This is a genomic window from Sinomonas soli (assembly GCF_054782415.1).
This window is the reverse complement of record NZ_BAAGSN010000002.1, coordinates 17749-35282: the sequence shown is the minus strand read 5'-3', so window position 1 is coordinate 35282 and position 17534 is coordinate 17749. Positions and strand designations below refer to the sequence as shown.

General features: G+C 72.7%; 19 protein-coding genes. 6 read left to right on the top strand and 13 right to left on the bottom strand.

Going from position 1 to position 17534, the window contains the following annotated elements; genetic code table 11:
* Positions 1 to 150: 150 nt before the first annotated feature.
* Together ACYVKZ_RS00720 and ACYVKZ_RS00715 are read right to left on the bottom strand one after the other, a co-directional pair.
* Complete coding sequence (locus ACYVKZ_RS00720) at positions 151 to 654, bottom strand: DUF456 domain-containing protein (protein ID WP_460990124.1); 504 nt, start codon at positions 652 to 654, stop codon at positions 151 to 153.
* Positions 655 to 783: 129 nt separating this feature from the next.
* Positions 784 to 1968 carry an NAD(P)-dependent malic enzyme gene (locus ACYVKZ_RS00715; protein WP_460990199.1) on the bottom strand — a complete coding sequence of 395 codons (1185 nt, stop codon included), beginning with the start codon at positions 1966 to 1968 and terminating at the stop codon, positions 784 to 786.
* 472 nt (positions 1969 to 2440) lie between these two features.
* Between ACYVKZ_RS00715 and ACYVKZ_RS00710 the strand changes: the two genes are divergently transcribed.
* Positions 2441 to 3025 (top strand): TetR/AcrR family transcriptional regulator, encoded by a 585-nt coding sequence (locus ACYVKZ_RS00710; RefSeq protein ID WP_307006473.1) that lies wholly within the window; start codon positions 2441 to 2443, stop codon positions 3023 to 3025.
* A gap of 92 nt (positions 3026 to 3117) precedes the next feature.
* On the opposite strand, the gene ACYVKZ_RS00705 is transcribed toward ACYVKZ_RS00710, so the two are convergent.
* Positions 3118 to 4401, bottom strand: a complete 1284-nt coding sequence (locus tag ACYVKZ_RS00705) for an MFS transporter (RefSeq protein ID WP_460990123.1) — start codon at positions 4399 to 4401, stop codon at positions 3118 to 3120.
* 120 nt (positions 4402 to 4521) lie between these two features.
* Between ACYVKZ_RS00705 and ACYVKZ_RS00700 the strand changes: the two genes are divergently transcribed.
* From ACYVKZ_RS00700 to ACYVKZ_RS00680, 5 genes are all read left to right on the top strand, one after another.
* Entirely contained in the window at positions 4522 to 5229 is a 708-nt protein-coding gene (locus ACYVKZ_RS00700) for a GntR family transcriptional regulator (protein WP_460990122.1), read from the top strand.
* Positions 5230 to 5266: 37 nt separating this feature from the next.
* Positions 5267 to 6931 (top strand): ABC1 kinase family protein, encoded by a 1665-nt coding sequence (locus ACYVKZ_RS00695; RefSeq protein ID WP_460990121.1) that lies wholly within the window; start codon positions 5267 to 5269, stop codon positions 6929 to 6931.
* 109 nt (positions 6932 to 7040) lie between these two features.
* A complete protein-coding gene (locus tag ACYVKZ_RS00690; RefSeq protein WP_460990120.1) occupies positions 7041 to 7418 on the top strand; it encodes a DUF6153 family protein in 378 nt (125 codons plus the stop codon).
* A 166-nt stretch (positions 7419 to 7584) separates the two neighbouring features.
* Positions 7585 to 8880: a multicopper oxidase family protein gene (locus ACYVKZ_RS00685; RefSeq protein WP_460990119.1), complete on the top strand. Its 1296-nt coding sequence runs from the start codon at positions 7585 to 7587 to the stop codon at positions 8878 to 8880.
* On the top strand, positions 8877 to 9227 hold the full coding sequence (locus ACYVKZ_RS00680) for a multicopper oxidase domain-containing protein (RefSeq protein ID WP_460990118.1): 351 nt from the start codon (positions 8877 to 8879) through the stop codon (positions 9225 to 9227). The genes ACYVKZ_RS00685 and ACYVKZ_RS00680 overlap by 4 nt, the downstream gene beginning before the upstream one ends.
* Here ACYVKZ_RS00680 and ACYVKZ_RS00675 read toward each other — a convergent pair.
* The 10 genes from ACYVKZ_RS00675 to ACYVKZ_RS00630 form a co-directional block, all read right to left on the bottom strand.
* Positions 9220 to 9771, bottom strand: coding sequence for a sulfocyanin-like copper-binding protein (locus tag ACYVKZ_RS00675; protein WP_460990117.1), 552 nt, complete (start codon positions 9769 to 9771; stop codon positions 9220 to 9222). The genes ACYVKZ_RS00680 and ACYVKZ_RS00675 overlap by 8 nt on opposite strands.
* Positions 9768 to 10022, bottom strand: a complete 255-nt coding sequence (locus tag ACYVKZ_RS00670) for an SHOCT domain-containing protein (protein ID WP_460990116.1) — start codon at positions 10020 to 10022, stop codon at positions 9768 to 9770. The genes ACYVKZ_RS00675 and ACYVKZ_RS00670 overlap by 4 nt, the downstream gene beginning before the upstream one ends.
* An 87-nt stretch (positions 10023 to 10109) precedes the next feature.
* On the bottom strand, positions 10110 to 11198 hold the full coding sequence (locus ACYVKZ_RS00665; protein ID WP_460990115.1) for a cation diffusion facilitator family transporter: 1089 nt from the start codon (positions 11196 to 11198) through the stop codon (positions 10110 to 10112).
* Positions 11195 to 11581 carry an ArsR/SmtB family transcription factor gene (locus tag ACYVKZ_RS00660; protein ID WP_460990114.1) on the bottom strand — a complete coding sequence of 129 codons (387 nt, stop codon included), beginning with the start codon at positions 11579 to 11581 and terminating at the stop codon, positions 11195 to 11197. The genes ACYVKZ_RS00665 and ACYVKZ_RS00660 overlap by 4 nt, the downstream gene beginning before the upstream one ends.
* 51 nt (positions 11582 to 11632) lie before the next feature.
* Positions 11633 to 12547, bottom strand: a complete 915-nt coding sequence (locus ACYVKZ_RS00655) for a cation diffusion facilitator family transporter (RefSeq protein ID WP_460990113.1) — start codon at positions 12545 to 12547, stop codon at positions 11633 to 11635.
* Entirely contained in the window at positions 12544 to 13341 is a 798-nt protein-coding gene (locus ACYVKZ_RS00650; protein WP_460990111.1) for a cation diffusion facilitator family transporter, read from the bottom strand. Before ACYVKZ_RS00650 ends, ACYVKZ_RS00655 begins: the two co-directional genes overlap by 4 nt.
* Positions 13338 to 13664: an ArsR/SmtB family transcription factor gene (locus ACYVKZ_RS00645; protein ID WP_447420080.1), complete on the bottom strand. Its 327-nt coding sequence runs from the start codon at positions 13662 to 13664 to the stop codon at positions 13338 to 13340. The genes ACYVKZ_RS00650 and ACYVKZ_RS00645 overlap by 4 nt, the downstream gene beginning before the upstream one ends.
* A gap of 61 nt (positions 13665 to 13725) precedes the next feature.
* Positions 13726 to 14136 carry a DUF302 domain-containing protein gene (locus ACYVKZ_RS00640; RefSeq protein WP_460990108.1) on the bottom strand — a complete coding sequence of 137 codons (411 nt, stop codon included), beginning with the start codon at positions 14134 to 14136 and terminating at the stop codon, positions 13726 to 13728.
* Between the two features lie 156 nt (positions 14137 to 14292).
* The gene (locus tag ACYVKZ_RS00635; RefSeq protein WP_460990106.1) at positions 14293 to 16440 is read right to left on the bottom strand and encodes a heavy metal translocating P-type ATPase; all 2148 of its coding nucleotides are present in this window, start codon (positions 16438 to 16440) and stop codon (positions 14293 to 14295) included.
* Positions 16441 to 16575: 135 nt separating this feature from the next.
* Positions 16576 to 17481: a PaaX family transcriptional regulator gene (locus tag ACYVKZ_RS00630; protein WP_460990104.1), complete on the bottom strand. Its 906-nt coding sequence runs from the start codon at positions 17479 to 17481 to the stop codon at positions 16576 to 16578.
* Positions 17482 to 17534: the final 53 nt, after the last annotated feature.

Below are 17534 nucleotides of genomic sequence, written 5' to 3'. Positions count from 1 at the left end.
CGTGCGCGGAGGCCGCCACAGGGGGCGGCGCGGGCCTGCTGCGGGCTGGGCACGGGCAGCCGTATACCCGGAGGCCCTCAGAGGCGACGAGATGCGTACCCGGAACGGGAAAGGCGCGACGAGATGCGTACCCGGAACGGAGGCCGGGGGTCAGCGGGTCGCGAAGTGCACCCAGGCCCCGATGACCCAGACGGTCACAGCCACGGCGGCAAATGCGAACTCGGCGAGGCGCCCCAGCCCCAGGGCCTTGAGCGCAGCCCACGAGGACGCCCCGGCCGCCCGCAGGTCGCGGGTCCTCACCCATTCGCTCCCGAGCAGCCCCACTGCGAAGCCCAGGAACAGCCCGACGACCGGCACCGCGAACATGCCGATGACGGCGACAACGGTGGCGGCGAGGATGGAGCCGTTGGGGACCTGGCGGGCAGCGAGTCTTCGCCCGGTAAGCAGATAGGAAGCGCCCATACCGGCGGTGAAGAGCACCGTGCCGATGGCGAACACCGCCCATCCGCCGGCCCCGGCCCCGCCGAAGAGCGCCCACTCGAGCAGGGCGAGAATCCCGAGGACGCTCCCCGGGAGTACCGGCAGGATCGTGCCGAGCACTGAGACGGCGAGGGCGGTCGCGCACAGGAGGGCCGCGAGGAGGCTGGTGTCCACGCGGCCATCCTGCCACGGGCGGCCCCACGGCGCGGCCCGGCGGCCGGCCCGCCCCCGGGCCACGGCAGGGTGAGCACGGGCGCGGCGCGTCGCCGTGCTCATCCCGCCCTTGGTCGGGGGGGGGAGCGCCTACTCGCCCGGGACGACGGCGGCGGCCACCGCGGCGGTGACGGCGGGGGCGACGCGGGGGTCGAGGGGGCTCGGGACGATGCAGTCCGCGGAGAGCCCGTCCTGGGCGAGCCCGGCGATGGCCCTGGCGGCGGCGATCTTCATCGCCGGGGTGATCCGCCGTGCCCCGGCATCCAGGGCCCCGCGGAAGATCCCCGGGAACGCGAGCACGTTGTTGATCTGGTTCGGGAAGTCGCTGCGCCCCGTCGCCACGACGGCCGCGTGCCGGGCCGCGACCTCGGGGGCCACCTCCGGATCGGGGTTGGACAGGGCGAACACGATCGCCCCCTCGGCCATCCCGGCCAGGTGCTCCTCCGGAACCGTCGAGGAGGAGACGCCGATGAACACGTCCGCCCCGGCGAGGGCCTCGGCCGTTCCGCCGGCCACGCCGCGCGGGTTGGTCCGGGCAGCGTACTCGGCCTTGAGCCCGGACAGGCCGGGCCGCCCGGCGTGGATCGCGCCCCGGGAGTCGAGCAGGACCACGTCCGTCAGCCCGGAGGCCAGCAGGATCTCGGCGATGGCGATCCCGGCCGCCCCGGCGCCGGCGATCACGGCCCGCAGCGAGCCCAGCTCCTTGCCCACCACGGCGGCGGCGTTCGTCAGCGCGGCGAGGACCACCACCGCGGTGCCGTGCTGGTCGTCGTGCATCACGGGCATGTCCAGGGCCTCGATCAGCCGGGCCTCGAGCTCGAAGCAGCGCGGCGCGGCGACGTCCTCGAGGTTCACCGCCCCGAACGAGGGCGCGATCCGCACCAGCGTCTGGACGATCTCGTCCACGTCCGTCGTGTCCAGCACGATCGGGATCGAGTCCAGCCCGCCGAAGGTCTTGAACAGGGCGCTCTTGCCCTCCATCACCGGCAGCGACGCGGACGGGCCGATGTCCCCCAGCCCCAGCACCGCCGTCCCGTCCGAGACCACGGCGACGAGCCGCGAGGCCCACGTGTGCGTCCGGGCCACGGCGGGGTCCGCGGCGATCGCACGGCTCACCTGGGCCACCCCGGGCGTGTAGGCGATCGAGAGGTCGCGCTTGGTCGCCAGCGGGCGCTCCACCGCGACGGAGAGCTTCCCGCCCTCGTGCGCGGCGAAGATCTCCTCGGTGCTGATCGGCTCGGCGAGCGAGTCGGAAGAAGGGGCAAAGGTGTCGATGGGAGCAGTCACGGCAGTGTCTCCTGGGTCAGGTGCCGCCGCGCTCGCGGCTCGGGCCGCGGGTAGTGGGGGGCGCACGACGGCGTGGCGGGCCTCGCGCGGGAAGACGGCCGACCGCTGTGTCGGCGCAGGTCTCCCGTGCGCAGCCTGGTGGGATCCGGGGTGATTGCCGGGTTCGGCACTTCCGGGAGCCGGCTCATGCGCGGGGATGACCGCGCGGGTACCGGCCTCGGGAAAGAGGTAAGGACATCATAGGTGGATGGAGCCCGCCTTCCGCAAGGCGGAAGCCACAGTGGTCGTCACGCTGCCTGCGGGGCCGGCGAGCGCCCGCACCCCCCCCGCCCCGGGCGGTCCGAGGCCGCTGGCGTATAGTTGGACAGTCCCCCGGTCCCCCTCTCTGTCCGCGTGCCGAACGGCCCCCCAGCGTCCGGAATGAGGTTGCTTCGCAGTGCTCGAATTGCCCCACGATCTGGTGACCCCTGCTCCACCGCCGGCGACGCCCCGCATGGCTGCCCGGTACGAGCAGCTGCTGGACACGGCGGCGCAGTTCGCGACCCGCGAGTACCCCGAGGTGGACGTCACCGAGGTGGCCCACGAGGCCGGGGTCTCCTCGAGCACGGCCTACCGCTACTTCCCCTCGTCCGCACACCTGCTCCTGGGCCTCCACCGGCGTCAGCTCCTCGAGCTGAGGAACCGGGTCGAGGACCGCGTGGCCGCCTCCCGGACGGACGCGCAGCGGGCGAGCGCCCTCGCCGGCGCCGCCGGAGAGCTGTTCGCCATGCGGCTGGCCCAGCCTGCCGTCAACTCGTGCCTCGACGAGCTCGTGGTCCCGGCCGACCATGAGCTCGCTGCGCTCATCGGCGAGGTTGACGAGCTGTCCTGGTCCGTGCTGGGGCGCCTGGCCGGGGACGCGGAACGGGGACGGAGCATCGTGCTCGTCATCTCGGGGCTCGTCTCCGGGGTGCGGACCGGCCGCCTCATGCCCTACGAGGCCGAGCAGCAGCTCAAGGCTGCCTGCGAGATCGTCGCACGACGGCGCGTGGCCCGGGCCCGCTGACCCTCGCCTCCCGCTCTCCCCGTTCGCGCTCCCCCTCCCGCGGAGGAGTCATCTCCGCGGCCACGAGGAGCCACGTCCGCTACGGCGAGGGGTCAGGCGACGCTGCGGATGCGGGTGACGAACACGGCCCCGAGCAGGCCGATCACGGCGGCGGCGATGTAGAGCGAGACGTACCCGCCGAGGAACGCCACGAACGGGTAGGCGATCGCCGGGGCGATGACCTGCGGCAGGGAGTTGGCGATGTTGATGACCCCGAGGTCCTTGCCGCGGTCCTCGGCGCGCGGGAGGACCTGGGTCACGAGCGCGAAGTCGACCGCCTGGTAGGCGCCGTACCCGATGCCGAGCACGCTCGCGCCCGCGATCGCCCCGGCCCAGGTCGGAAACAGCCCGATCGTCAGCGAGGCGACGGCGATGACGCACGAGGAGATGATCACGAGCGGCTTCCGCCGGCCCATGCGGTCGCTGAGCCGGCCGCCCACCACGCTGGTCACGATGACGAGCACCGCGTAGATGCCGGTGAGGATGAGCACGCCGGTGGCCGGGGCGATCCCGGTGGTCTGCTCGATCCGCACCTCGTCGGTGAGGAAGTACACGAGGTAGAGCAGGATCATGTGGTTTCCCACGTTGACGAGCAGCTTGGTGAACCATGCCCACCCGAAGTCCGGGTAGCGCCGGGGGCTGATCCAGAACGAGGCGAGGAATCTGCGGAGCGAGAAGCCCCCGAACGCGCCGCGCGGCAGGGCGGCGTCCCCCGCGGTCACGAGGTAGACGACGGTCCCGAGGACGAGCACGGCCCCGCAGACCACGTAGCCGAGGGAGAAGCTGCCGGCCACGGCTGCGGCCACCACGGCGCCGAGGAGGATGCCCACCGTGATCCCCATCGCGGCCAGGCCGCCGACGGTGCCGCGCTGCGTCACCGGCACCTTGTCCGGGATGGCCGCGGTGATCGCCGCGTAGGCGGCGTTGCAGCCGGCCTGCACGAGGCACCACAGCGCCGCCATGACGGCAACGTTCGGCGCGCCGGCGAGGGCCACGAGGCCGAGCGCCCCTGCCACGGCGCCGAGGAGCACCCAGGGCCGCCGCCGGCCGAACCGGCCAGGGGTCCGGTCCGAGAGGGCCCCGGCGAGCGGGTTCCCGAACGTGGAGACCGCCGCCCCCGCGCCAGTGACCAGCGCGAAGATGGCCTCCTTCTGGCCCGGGTCGAACGCGGCCGCCTGCTGGGCCAGGAGCACCTGGAGCGGGCCGAAGAACGCGACATTGATCCCCACGTTGACCAGGACCACGCCCAGGATCCAGGGCAATCGGACCGGGGCCGTGGGTTCGGCGGCGACGGCCGTGCCGGGCTGGGCGGCGGCGGGGCGGTGGGGCACGGCCACGGGGACCTCCGGCTGGGCTGGACTGGTGCCCTCAGGGTACGGCAGATCGGGCCGTCTGGGCCCTCCATGACACCGCGGAGGCGCGCGGGCGCGGCCCGGGCAGCGGGTATCGTCGCCTCCGTGGAGAACGTGGAGAACGCGGCCAACGCTGAGAGCCCGGCGACAGCGCCGGACGAGGCGATGGCGGCTCAGGTGTACCAGCAGATCATCAACTCGATCGTGTCCGGCCAGCTCCAGCCGGGCCAGCGGCTGCGCGAGCGCGAGCTCTCGGAGCAGTACGGCGTCTCCCGCATCCCGGTCCGCGAGGCCATCCACCGGCTTGAGCAGGACGGCTTCCTGGTCACCGCCCCGCGCCGCGGGGCCGTGGTGCGGAAGCTGACGCTCAAGGACGTCGACGAGCTGTTCGACCTGCGGGTGCTGCTCGAGTCGTTCGCCGCGGCCCGGGCAGCGGAGCGGGTGGCCGAAGGCCGCGCGGACGCCTCGGTCCTCAGGGACACGCTCGCGGCCGCGCACGCGGCGCTCGCGGCCGGGGACGCCGAGCTCGCCTCAGACCTCAACGCGTCCTTCCACGACCAGATCGTCGCGCTCACGGACAACGCGCTCCTCGAGCGGTCCATCCGGCCGCTGCGGGGCCTGAACCGCTGGGTCTTCGGCCTGTCCGTCAACCGGCCGCTCGAGGTCAGCGCTCGCGAGCACGAGGGGCTCGCCGACGCCATCATCACCGGCCAGCCCCACCTCGCCCAGGCGCTGTCCGAGGCCCACGTCGAGGCGGGCCGCCGGCCCGTGCAGGAAGGGCTCGCGGAACAGCTGGGCGAGCCGGTCCGGTAGCGCCGTCCGGGACCAGCAGTCCCGGTAGGCTCGTCCTATGGCCGCGAGTCCCTGGACCACCCATGCACGGCGCTACCGCGAGATCGCGGACGTGCTGGCCCGGCACGGGCTGAGCCAGGTGCTCTCCCGGGCAGGCTTCGGCCGGCTGGTCCCCCGCGGGCGCGGCGGCGCGGCGCTGCCGGGGAGCCCCGTGGGCGGTCCCGTGCACGTGCGCCTCGCCCTCGAGGAGCTCGGCCCCACCTTCATGAAGCTCGGCCAGATCCTCTCGACCCGGCCGGACCTGATCCCCGAGGCCTACCAGGCGGAGCTGGCGAAGCTGCAGGACGCGGCGCCGCCCGTCCCCGCGGAGGCGATCCGCGCCGTCGTGCGCGAGGAGCTCGGTGAGGACGCCTTCGCGGCGTTCTCCGCGTTCGACGACGTCCCGCTCGCGAGCGCGTCGATCGGCCAGGTCCACGCCGCGCGCCTCGCGGACGGGACGAAGGTGGTGGTCAAGGTCCGCAAGCCGGGCGCGGTCGAGCGGATCCGGGAGGATCTCGAGATCCTGCACAACGTGGCGGTCAGGGCCAGCCGGGCATGGCCGGTGCTGGACCAGTACAACGTCGTGGGGCTCGTGGGCGAGTTCTCCCGCACGCTCACCAAAGAGCTGGACTACCTCGAGGAGGGGCGCAACGCCGAGCGGTTCGCGGCGAACTTCGCCGGGGACGGCCGCTACCGCTTCCCGCGGGTCTTCTGGCAGACGACGACGTCCCGCGTGCTCACCCTCGAGTTCATGGAGGGCCTGAAGATCAACGACGTCGAGGCGCTCGACGCGGCAGGGCTGGACCGGCGCGCCCTCGCGGACCACTCGGCGGCGGCCCTCGCGCAGATGATCTTCGAGGACGGGTTCTTCCACGCCGACCCGCATCCCGGGAACATGTTCGTGGAGCCGGACGGGCGGATCTCCATCATCGACTTCGGCATGGTCGGGGAGATCGACGACAAGCTGCGCGGGGACCTCGGGCACCTCCTCATCGCGCTCGCCCGCAAGGACGCCCGGCGGCTCGCGCGGGCGCTCGAGGGGATGTCGCTGACCGGCCCCGTCTCCGACCGTGCCCGCCTCGCGGCGGACGTGGCCGAGTTCATCCAGCTGTACGACGGCGTGGACCTCGCGGATGTGAACATCGCCCGCATGGCCCAGAAGCTCCTAGGGGTGGTGCGGCGCCACCGCCTGCTCATGCCCGCCGAGGCGGCGATCGTCATCAAGATGATGGTCATGGCCGAGGGCCTGGGCCGGGTCCTGGACCCGGGGTTCCGGCTCTCCCGCGTCCTCGAGCCCCACGTGCGCCGGCTGCTGATCGAGCAGTACTCCCCCGCAGCGCTCCTGCGGGGCCTCCGCGCCGCCGGCCTCTCGGCGCTGGACCTCGCCTCGGACGTCCCCGACCTCGTGGACAGCCTCAACCGCGTCCTGGACTCGGGCGGCTTCGAGGTGCACCTGCGGGCCTCGGAGCTCGAGCCCCTCGTGGCGCGGGCGGAGAGGATCGGGAACAAGGTGCTCGCCGGCGTCATCGCGGCGGCATTCATCCGCGGTGTGGGCGAGGTCGTCGCCTCCGACAAGCGCTGGCGCGGGTGGCGCGAGCCGCTCGTGCGGACTGGGCTCACCGGGATCGCGGGCCTGACGGGGTACCTCGCCGTGACCACGCTCGGTCGCCGCCGACGGCGGTAGGCCGGGCGCGCGGCGGCACGGGCTGGGTCCTGGCGGGGGGACGCGCGCAGCGATACCCCTCTGGGGTATGATGACCGGGACGGGGCGGATGCATCGAAGGAGGCGGAGCATGGAGCGACGCTGGGGCGTCCGCGGTCCACTGCACGCCGGCCTCTTCGGCCTCGTGGCCGCAGTCCTGGTGATCGTGGGCCTGCTCGGGATGCATGCGCTCGCCTCCGGCGGTTCGTCCCCGCACGCGGCCCACACCTCGGCGTCGGCCGCCATGCCGTGTGCCGCGACGGAATGCGCCGGGCCGGTGCCCTGCGCCGACGGCGCCCATGCAGCCATGTGCACGCCGCTGCCGCCCGAGGACGGCCCGGCCCTCGCGCTTCCGACCGCTTCTGGCACGCCCCTGGGCCTCCCCGCAGCAGCGGAACGCGGCGATGCGCACCGTTCCCCGCCGCCGATTCCGCCCTCCCTCCACGAGCTCTCGATCCTTCGCATCTAGGCAGCGGCAGCCAGGCAGCAGCCGCTCGGCCCGGTTCCGGGCCTGGGCGGCGCCCTGTGCGCCGGCACGACGCCCCCGCCTACCCGGGGGACGGCCGGCCTCCGCCTCCTCCACTGCCGCCGGCACCCGCCTGCCCGCGGCGTGCCACCACAGCAAAGGATCTTCCATGAACGCGACGCTCCCACCTCTCACCCCCGATCCCCAGACGGTTCCCGGCGCCTTCAGCGCGGCCATGACGCGCCGCCGGGTCCTGGGCCTCTCCCTCGCAGGCGCCTCGGCCGCACTCCTTGCGGCGTGCGGCGCCCCCTCGGGCAGCGGAAGCACCCGGGTCCTACCCACCGACGCCGCGGTCCAGGCCGCCGAGCAGTCACGCACCTCGACCGGGCGTACCGTGAGGGCCTCGCTCTCGGCGGCACCCCTCACGGCGGCGCTCGACGGCAAGCGCGTCCCCACCTGGGGCTACAACGGCGCGGTCAACGGCCCCCTGCTCCGCGGCGCGGTCGGCGACCGCCTCGAGGTCGCCCTCCACAACGCGCTGCCCCAGGAGACCACCGTCCACTGGCACGGCCTCGCGATCGAGAACAGCCAGGACGGCGTGCAGGGCGTGACCCAGAAGGCTGTGGCCGCGGGGGCCGACTACTCCTACGGCTTCCGCCTGCCGCATCCGGGAACGTACTGGTACCACTCCCACGTGGAGCTCCAGCGCGACCGCGGGCTCTATGGGCCGCTCATCGTCGACGACCCGGCAGAGGCCAAGGACTACGACCACGAGTGGGTCATCCTCCTGGACGACTGGCTCGACGGCGTCACGGGGATCCCGGACGACGTCCTCGCCGAGCTCTCCCGGGGCATGGGCGGCACATCCGGGGGCGGCTCCGGCACGTCCTCCGGCAGCGGCCAGGGCATGGGTGGCATGCAGGGCATGGACATGGGCGCAGCGCCCAGCGGCGGCACGCGCATGGGCTCCGGGGGCGGGTCCAAGTCCATGGGCTCCACGAGCGACTTCCTCGGCGGCGACGCCGGCGACGTGAAGTACCCCCTGCACCTCTTCAATGGGCGCACCTCCTCAGATCCGGACACGATCACGGCCAGGCCAGGCGAGCGGGTGCGGCTGAGGATCATCAACGCCGGCGCCGACACGGCGTACCGGGTCGGTGCCCCCGGGGTGAAGCTCACGCTGACCCACACGGACGGGTTCCCAATCGAGCGGAAGGAGGTCGACGCCGTCGTCCTCGGGATGGGAGAGCGGATCGACGCCCTCCTCACCGTGCCGGCAGGGTGGACGCCGCTCATGGCCCGCCCGGAGGGGAAGATGGGCCTGGCGCTGGGCCTGATCAGCACCGGGACCGGCAAGCGCCCCCTCCCCGCAGCGCTGCCCTCGACGCTGGGCGGAACCGTGGTCGACGGCGGGCAGCTCACCTCGGCGGCGGCCGTCCGGCTTCCGGAGAAGGCCCCGCGGTGAGGCACACGGTCAGGCTCACCGGGTCGATGATGGCCTACGACTGGGGCATCAACGGTCGCCGCTTCTCGATGGACGATCCGTACGAGGGGGCGCTCGAGGTGCGTCAGGGCCAGCGGGTCCAGATCGACTTCGTGAACACCACCATGATGTGGCATCCCATGCACCTGCACGGCCACACCTTCCAGGTGGGCGCCACGGGTGCGCGGAAGGACACGGTCATCGTCCGCCCCGGCCAGACGGTCTCCGTGGTCTTCGATGCCGCCAACCCGGGCCAGTGGCTCTACCACTGCCACAACGCCTACCACGCGGACCGGGGCATGATGGGCGTGCTCAGCTACATCAGGTGACGATGAGCTCGGCGAACATCCCGGCGAGGTAGTGGCCGGGGACGTTGCAGAGGAGCTCGTAGTGGCCCGCGGGGAGGGCGAGGGTGACCCAGGAGGCAGCCCCTGGGGCAATGCCCTCGCCCGTCCCCGCGGCGCAGGACGCCGAGGCCTCCCCGAGGCTCCCGGTCTCGTCGACGGTCCCGTCGGCTCCCACCGCCCGGGCGCCGAGGGCCTGGCCCTGGGGCAGGGGCAGAACCAGCAGCTCGTGCGGGACGCTGCCCAGATTGGTCGCCACGAGGGACACCTGCCCGTGGGGAACGGAGGCCCTGTCCACGGCCAGCCGCATGCCCCGACGCATCGCGGACCGCCCCATCATGCCGGCGCCCATGTCCGCCTCGGTGACCCTCACGGTGGTTCCCGGGAGGCTGGGGGCGCTGCACGCGGCCGCCGCTCCCGTCACGGCGGCGGGCGGTCCCAGCAGGGCCACGGCGAGCAGGGAGGCGGCGGTCAGCAGGAGCGCCGCGAGCGCGGCGAGGAGGACGGTGGGCAGGCCCCGCCTCGTCACGGCCTGCGCCTGAGGGCGTCGAGGCGGGCCCTGTACTCCGTCTCGTCGATCTCGCCGCGGGCGAACCGCTGGGCCAGGATCCGCTCGGGATCGTCGTGGGGCGCCCCGGGCGGGTAGTGGCCCGCCCCGCCGCGGGAACCGCGGATCAGGAGGACGACGACGGCCGCCACGCCTCCCCAGAACAGGAGCATGACGATGCCCATCACCACCCAGGCCCAGACACCCCCGCCGCCGTACCAGCCGTACATCATCGCGTCCTCCTTCGACACCACCGAGCATGGCCCCTGCCAGCCCGGCGGCGACAGGGCCCTCGGGCCCGAAGCCGGGGACGCCCGGGCCTACCCGGCGCCCTGCGCGGTCACGGCGATGGTGACGTCCTCGAGATTGGGCAGGGCGTGCCCGAGCCGGTGCGCCCCAGCGGCCCGAAGCTCATCCGTCTGGGCGGCCGTGGTGAGCGGGTCGACCCGGACCATGGCGGAGCCGTGGAGACGGTGGCCGATCCAGCGCAGCTGGACCCGTTCGACGGCCAGCACCCCGGGGGTATGAGCCAGGGCGTGCTCGGCCCGGTCGACGAGGTCGGGCTCGATTCCGTCGAGCAGCCGGCGGCCGAGGCTGCGGACCGTCCCCCACAGGAGCACGAAGATCGCGATGCTGATCAGCAGGCCCACGATCGGGTCGGCCAGCGGGAAGCCGAGCATGACGCCGACCGCGCCGGCGACGACGGCGAGGGAGGTGAATCCGTCGGTGCGCGCGTGGACGCCGTCGGCCACGAGGGCCGCCGAGCCGATCCTCCGCCCCACGCGGATGCGGTAGACGGCCACGGCCTCGTTGCCGGCGAAGCCGATGACCCCGGCGGCGGCGACCCACCAGAGGTTCTCGAGGGGCTGCGGGTGGAAGATCCGGTCGATGGACTGCCAGCCGGCCACGATGGCTGAGAGCGCGACGACCGCGATGATGAACAGGCCCGAGAGGTCCTCGGCCTTGCCGAGGCCGTAGGTGTAGCGCCGGGTCGCGGGACGGCGGGCCAGGATGAAGGCCACCCAGAGGGGGACGGCCGTGAGCGCGTCCGAGAAGTTGTGCACGGTGTCCGCCAGGAGCGCCACCGAGCCGCTGATGAGCACCACGAGGAACTGCAGGACCGTGGTGCCCAGGAGGACAAAGAGGCTGATCTTGAGTGCTCGGACGCCCTCGGTGCTCGCCTCGAGCGCGTCGTCGATCGAATCCGAGGAGTCATGGGTGTGCGGGACGAAGAATTCCTTGAGCGTGCCGAGGAAGCCGTGGTGGTGGTCGTGCCCGTGGTCATGGCCGTGCCCGTGGTCGTGACCGTGGTCGTGACCGTGGCCGTGGTCATGGCCGTGCCCGTGGTCGTAGTCGTGGTCGTGGCGCTGGTCCGCTTCGGTGGAGTGCGGGGCGTGCTCGGCGCTCATGCGCTCTCCTTCTCCTTCTGGCCGGCCTCGGCCTGCACGTGGTGGTGGCGCGGGACTCCTCCGAGGGAGTGCTCGGCCTGGAAGATCGCATCGGAGACCATCTGCGAGGCGTGCTCGTTGGCCAGCCGGTAGAAGGCCCTTGTCCCCTCCTGCCGGGCGGTGACGATCCGGGCCAGGCGGAGCTTGGCCAGGTGCTGCGACACGCCCGCCGGCGCCTTGCCCACCGATTCCGCGAGCTCGTTCACGGACAGCTCTCCCTGGGCGCGCAGCGCAAGGATGATCCGCACCCGGGTCGCGTCGGCGAGCATCGAGAAGACCTCTACCGCAAGGTCCACGTACTGGGAGTCGGGGTTGAGTCCGCAGATCTTCTTATCTGCATTCATACGCAGATGATGGCAGCTGGAGTGGCCCTGGCGCAAAGCGCGGCAAGCGGGTCAGTGATGCAGGTGCTCCTGGTCGCGGTGGGCGGCGTTCTCGAGCTGGAACGTGGAGTGCTCGACGGGGACGTCGAAGTGCTCGGCGACGCATTCCTGGAGCTGGACGAGGATCTGCTGCGAGTGGCCGTTGATGAGGCACTCGTCCTTGAGGGTCACGTGGCCGGTGATCACCGGGGTGCCGGTGCCGATGAGCGTCGCATGCAGGTCGTGGACGTCGAGCACGTGCGGCAGGGCGAGCATATGCTCCCGCACGGCACGGAGGTCAAGGCCCTTCGGGGTGGAGGCGAGGAGGACATCCGTGGTCTCCTTCAGCAGCCGCAGGGTCCGGGGCACGATCAGGGCGCCGATGAGGAGCGAGACCAGGGCGTCGGCGCGGGTGAACCCGGTCAGCGCGATCACGATCGCCGCGACGATTACGGCGGCGGAGCCGAGCGCGTCATTGAGCACCTCGAGGAACGCCGCGCGGAGGTTGAAGCTGCTGTGCCGTCCGCCGGCGAGGACCAGGAGGGCGATCGCGTTGCCGCACAGCCCGATCACGCCGAACCAGAGCATCGCGGACGAGCCGACCTCGGGCGGCGAGACGAGACGCCGGATGGCCTCCACGAGGACGAGGGTGCCGACCACGAGCAGCAGTCCCGCCTGGAGGGCGGCCGCGAGCACCTCGGCGCGCCGGTAGCCCCACGTGCGTTCGGGGGTGCGGGGCCGCATCGCAAGCGAGGCGGCGATCAGTGCGATGACGAGCCCGGACGCGTCGGTGAACATGTGTCCGGCGTCGGCGAGGAGCGCGAGCGAGCCGGACAGGACCGCGCCGACGATCTCCGCCGCGAGGATCAGCACGGTCACGCACAGGGCGGCGAACAGCCGCGCACGGTCCTGCGTCGCGTCGGCATGGGAGTGGTCGTGCCCGCTCATCGCCGGCCCCTCTCCGCTTCCGGGTCCGCTTCCCGGTCCGATGCCTGAGCCGGACGCAGGGTGATCTGGAGCCCGCCGGCCTGGCCGCCGGCCGCGCCGGGCGAGCAGCAGTCGCAGGCTTCCTCCGTGCCGGCCCCGGCCCCGCGGGCGTCCGCACGTCCGGCGTCCGGGCCGAACGAGGGGGCGCAGCAGACGTCCCCCCGGGCGGCCTCGATCCCCTCCTTCACGGCCGCCGCCGCGATGGCCAGGGCCGCGAGCGGGTCGGCCCACCACCAGCCGAAGAGGGCGTTCATCGCGAGTCCCACGAGGACCACGGCCGAGAGGTAGGTGCACAGCAGGGTCTGCATGGAGTCCGCCACCGCGCTGCGGGAACCGAGCTCCCTGCCCGCGCGCCGCTGGCCGTAGGAGAGCAGCGGCATGACGAGGAGGCTCACCGCGGTGAGGACCATGCCGACCGGCGACTCGACGGGCTCCTCGGCGCCGAACAGCTTCAGCGCCGAGGTCACCACGAGGTAGGCGGCCAGCACGAAGAACAGCCACGCGACGACCTGGAGGGCCGCCTTCTCCCGACGCTCGTGGTCATCGCCGGCGAACTGCCAGAAGATCGCCGCGGCCGAGGCCACCTCGACCACCGAATCGAGGCCGAACCCGATCAGTGCGACGGACCCCGCCGCAATGCCCGCCACGAGCGCCACGACGGCTTCGAGGACGTTGTAGCCGATGACCGCGAGGGAGAACTGCCGGATCCGCCGGGTGAGGACGCGCCGACGGTCGGTCGGAAGCGCGGCCGTCACGGCGCGCACTCCGGCACACCGCAGGTGCAGACCGGCTCGACGGCGAGGATCACTCCGAGGAGGTCCGCGAGCGCATGGGCGAGCTTCGGGTCGGAGAGCTCGTAGCGGACGCGCCGGCCTTCTGGCTCCGCGACCACCAGGCCGCAGTCGCGCAGGCACGCGAGATGGTTCGAGAGAGCCTGCCGGCTCACCCCGATCCGCTCGGCGAGGTCGCCCGAAAAGGCGGCCCCGTCCTTGAGCTGCATCAGCACGGCGGCCCGCGTCGGGTCAGCCAGGGCCTTCCCGAATCGGGCCAGGACGGCATGGGTCGTCAGCGTCTGCACACCTCAACGCTACAGAAGATCCTGTATCGACGAAACCGGCCCGGTCCTCGGCGGAGCCGGGCTAGTCCGCCCCGACAGCGGCGAGGGCCGCGCGGAGCCGGGTGCCGGCGTCGTCCGCAACCTCGCGGACCTGCTCGCTCGAGCTGAGCTGGACCATGGTCTGCGGATCGATCGCCTCGATGGTCGTGGAGTCCGCGTCCGCGCCGCGGCGCACCACCACGTTGCAGGGCAGCAGCGCCCCCATCTCGGGCTCGGCAGCCAGCGCGCGGCTGGCGAGGTTCGGGTTGCAGGCGCCGAGGATCACGTAGTCGCCCACCGCGTTGGCGGCGTCGGGGCCGAGCTTCGCGGCGAAGGTGGTCCGGATGTCGACCTCGGTCAGGACGCCGAAGCCCTGGTCCTTGAGCGCGGCGCGCACGGCCTCGACCGCTTCTGCGTACGGGAGCTGGACGTGGGTGGTGAGGGTGTAGGCCATGTCACGAGGCTCCCAGCATGGCGGCCGGGGATCAAGGGACCCGCAGGCGTTGAACACAGGGCAAAGCGCTGGGAACTGCACAACTCACGGCCCGAAAGCGGCCTCAAGACCCATTTCCCGGCCCGAGTTGTGCAGTTCCCAACGCCCACCATCGCTCTAGGCAACGCGCCGGGGGTCCAAGTCGAGGCGTCGCAGCAGCTGCGCGTTGAGCGCCACCACGATCGTGGAGAGGGACATGAGCACGGCGCCCACCGCGGGCGAGAGCACCACCCCGGCGAAGGCGAGGACGCCCGCGGCTAGGGGCACGGTGATCAGGTTGTAGCCGGTGGCCCACACGAGGTTCTGCCACATCTTGCGGTAGCTCGCCCGCGAGAGCTCGACGACCGAGACCACCGAACGGGGGTCGTTGCCGGCCAGGACCACGCCGGCAGACTCGATTGCCACATCGGTTCCGGCGCCGATCGCGATGCCCACGTCCGCGCGGGCGAGGGCGGGAGCGTCGTTGACGCCGTCGCCGACCATGGCGACCTTCAGCCCGCGGCCCTGGAGCTCGGCGACCTTGCGGTCCTTGTCCTGCGGAAGGACCTGGGCGAAGACCTCGTCGATCCCGAGGTCCTTGGCCACGGCATCAGCCACCTGCTGGGCATCACCGGTGATCATCGCCACCCGGATCCCGCGGCTCTGGAGCGCGCTGACCGCAGCGCGGGACTCCTCGCGGACGGCATCCTCCAGCGCGAGCGCACCAATCACCCGGCCGTCGCGGACCACGTGGAGCACGGAAGCGCCGCGGCCAGTCCACGCCGCGACCTGCTCGGAGATCCCCGCTGGGCTCGTGAGCCCCAGCTCGGCGAGCAGCGCCGGGCCGCCCACCTGCACCAGGGCCTCGCCGCCCGCATCGGTGACGCGCGCTTGGACTCCCCGGCCGGAGCTCGACTGGAAGCCGGCCGCAGCGGGAACGTCCAGGCCCCGATCCCGGGCCGCGCGGACGATGGCGCGAGCCACGGGATGCTCGCTGTCCGACTCGGCGGCGGCAGCGAGGGCGAGGAGCGTGCCCTCGCCCACACTGCTGTCCGCGCCCGCTGCGCCCGGCACCGCCGCGACGGCGACCACGTCCGGCGCGCCCTGGGTGAGGGTGCCGGTCTTGTCGAACAGGACGGCGGTGACCGTGCGCATGCGCTCAAGGGCCATCCGGTCCTTCACGAGGACCCCGCCCTTGGCTGCGCGCTCGGTCGAGATGGCGATGACGAGGGGGATCGCGAGTCCGAGGGCGTGGGGGCACGCGATGACGAGGACCGTGACGGTGGCGGTCACCGCCGTCGGGAGCTCACCGAGGAGGGTCCATGCGGCGAACGTGAGGATGCCGGCGCCGGCAGCGAAGTAGAACAGGAAGGCCGCAGCGCGGTCTGCCAGGGCCTGGGCCCGGCTCGAGGAGGACTGCGCGTCGGCGACCATGCGCTGGATGCCGGCGAGCGCCGTCGACTCCCCGACCGCCTCGACCCGGACCCGCAGGCTCGTGTCGGTCGCGACGGTGCCGGCCACCACGGAGTCGCCGGGGCCGCGGCTGACCGTCTTGGACTCGCCGGTGATCATGGACTCGTCCAGCTCGGCCGTGCCCTGCTCGATGCGGCCGTCGGCCGGGAGCCGTCCGCCGGCGCGCACGAGGACCACGTCGCCCGGCGCCAGATCGGCCGCTGGGACCGTCTCCGTCGCGCCCGAGCCGAGCACCCGGTCCGCCTCGTCGGGGAGCAGCGCGGCGAGGGCCGCGAGCGCCCCTTGGGACGCGCCGAGGGCGCGCATCTCGAGCCAGTGCCCGAGCAGCATGATGGTCACCAGGAGCGCGAGCTCCCACCAGAAGTCGAGGTCGAATCCACCGATCCGCAGGCTCGTGGCCCAGGAGGCGAGGAACGCGACGGTGATGGCCATCGCGATGAGCAGCATCATGCCGGGCTGGCGGGAGCGCGCCTCGCCGAGGCCGCCCTTGAGGAAGGGCATCCCGCCGTAGAAGAAGATCACCGTGCCCAGCACGGGGCCGATCCACTCGCTGCCGGGGAACATGGGCGGCATGGCGCCGAAGAGGTGCCAGAACATGGGGCTGAAGAACACGACGACGACAGACAGTCCCAGGGTGAGCCAGAACCTGTCGCGGAACATCGCCACCGAGTGCCCGGCGTGCTCGCCGTGCGTATGCATCGTGTGGGAGTCGCCGTGGCCCGCATGGAGCTGGGCCGTCGTGGCGTGGGAGTGCCCCTCGTGGGCGTGCTGCAGGGTTGAGCCCCGCTGGTGCTCGTGGCCGTGCTGGTTCACCGTTCTACCCGTTCTTTCCGCATCTGAGGTCAGTTCGGGCTGTGGGGCGATCGGCGGTAGCGGGCTGTCCCGGACCGCATTCATCGCTGACAGCGCACTGCAAATATACCCCCGAGGGGTATGTGGGTCAAGCCGTCAGGGGGCGGTGGGAACGAGGACGCCGGCCAATGCTTCGGGCGCGAGCTCGCCGAGCACGCCGCGGACATGGCGCTCTGCGAGGGGCGCGGTCTGCGTGAAGACCGCCACGAACGACTCGCGCGCGCGCAGGAGCGGCCAGTCGTCCGGAAGGAGCTCGTAGGGCATCCCCGGATCATCCCACGGGAAGGCGCGCCACTCGTCCAGGACCTCGACGCGCACACGGAACCCCTCGGCGGGACTGGCCTCCCCCGCGCGCAGCCTCTCGAGGCGGACGCGGTTGGCGTCGGCGAACTCGGCGTACCTGCGGGGTGGTTCGGCAGTGTTGACGATGGAGGGCCGGCGCCCCTCGAACGCGCTGTCCTCGACACGGAACGCCATGTAGTCCTCGACCCCGTACGCGTCGGCGATCTCGTGCACCTGCGCCATCCGCTCTCTGGGCGAGAACCAGAGGGCGCCGTAGACGGGGGCGAACCCCAACCACTTCAGCCGGGCCCGGAAGGCTTCGCGGATCTCCCGTGCGGACTCGGGCACCGAGAAGGCCACGGCAGTCCACCTCCGGTCCCAGCTCAGGCCTGGATCGCCGAACTGGCCCACCTCCCGTGTCCCGATGACGAGCCGGGCGCGCGCCGCGGCAGTGAAGCGGTACCGCGAGGCCCGCCCGGCGCCGTCGTTCTCCAGGACCCCGCGGGCAGCGAGCCGGCTCAGCGCAGTGGTGACGGCGGACCGGCTCAGCCCTACGTCCTCGGCGAGCCGGACGATCGCCCGGGCCGGGAGCCACAGGTCAGTGTGCCGCCAGAACTCGCCCAGCATGGTCACGAGGAGGTGCTGGCTGGTGCCCCCTCGTTGGGGCCGGGGGAAGTCGACGATGGCAGCGCCGGGCCGCCCCTGTCCGTCATAGCGCACCCCCTCATCCTTGCAGCCGGGAAGTAACTTTGCAGTTTTGTTGACGCTCGCAA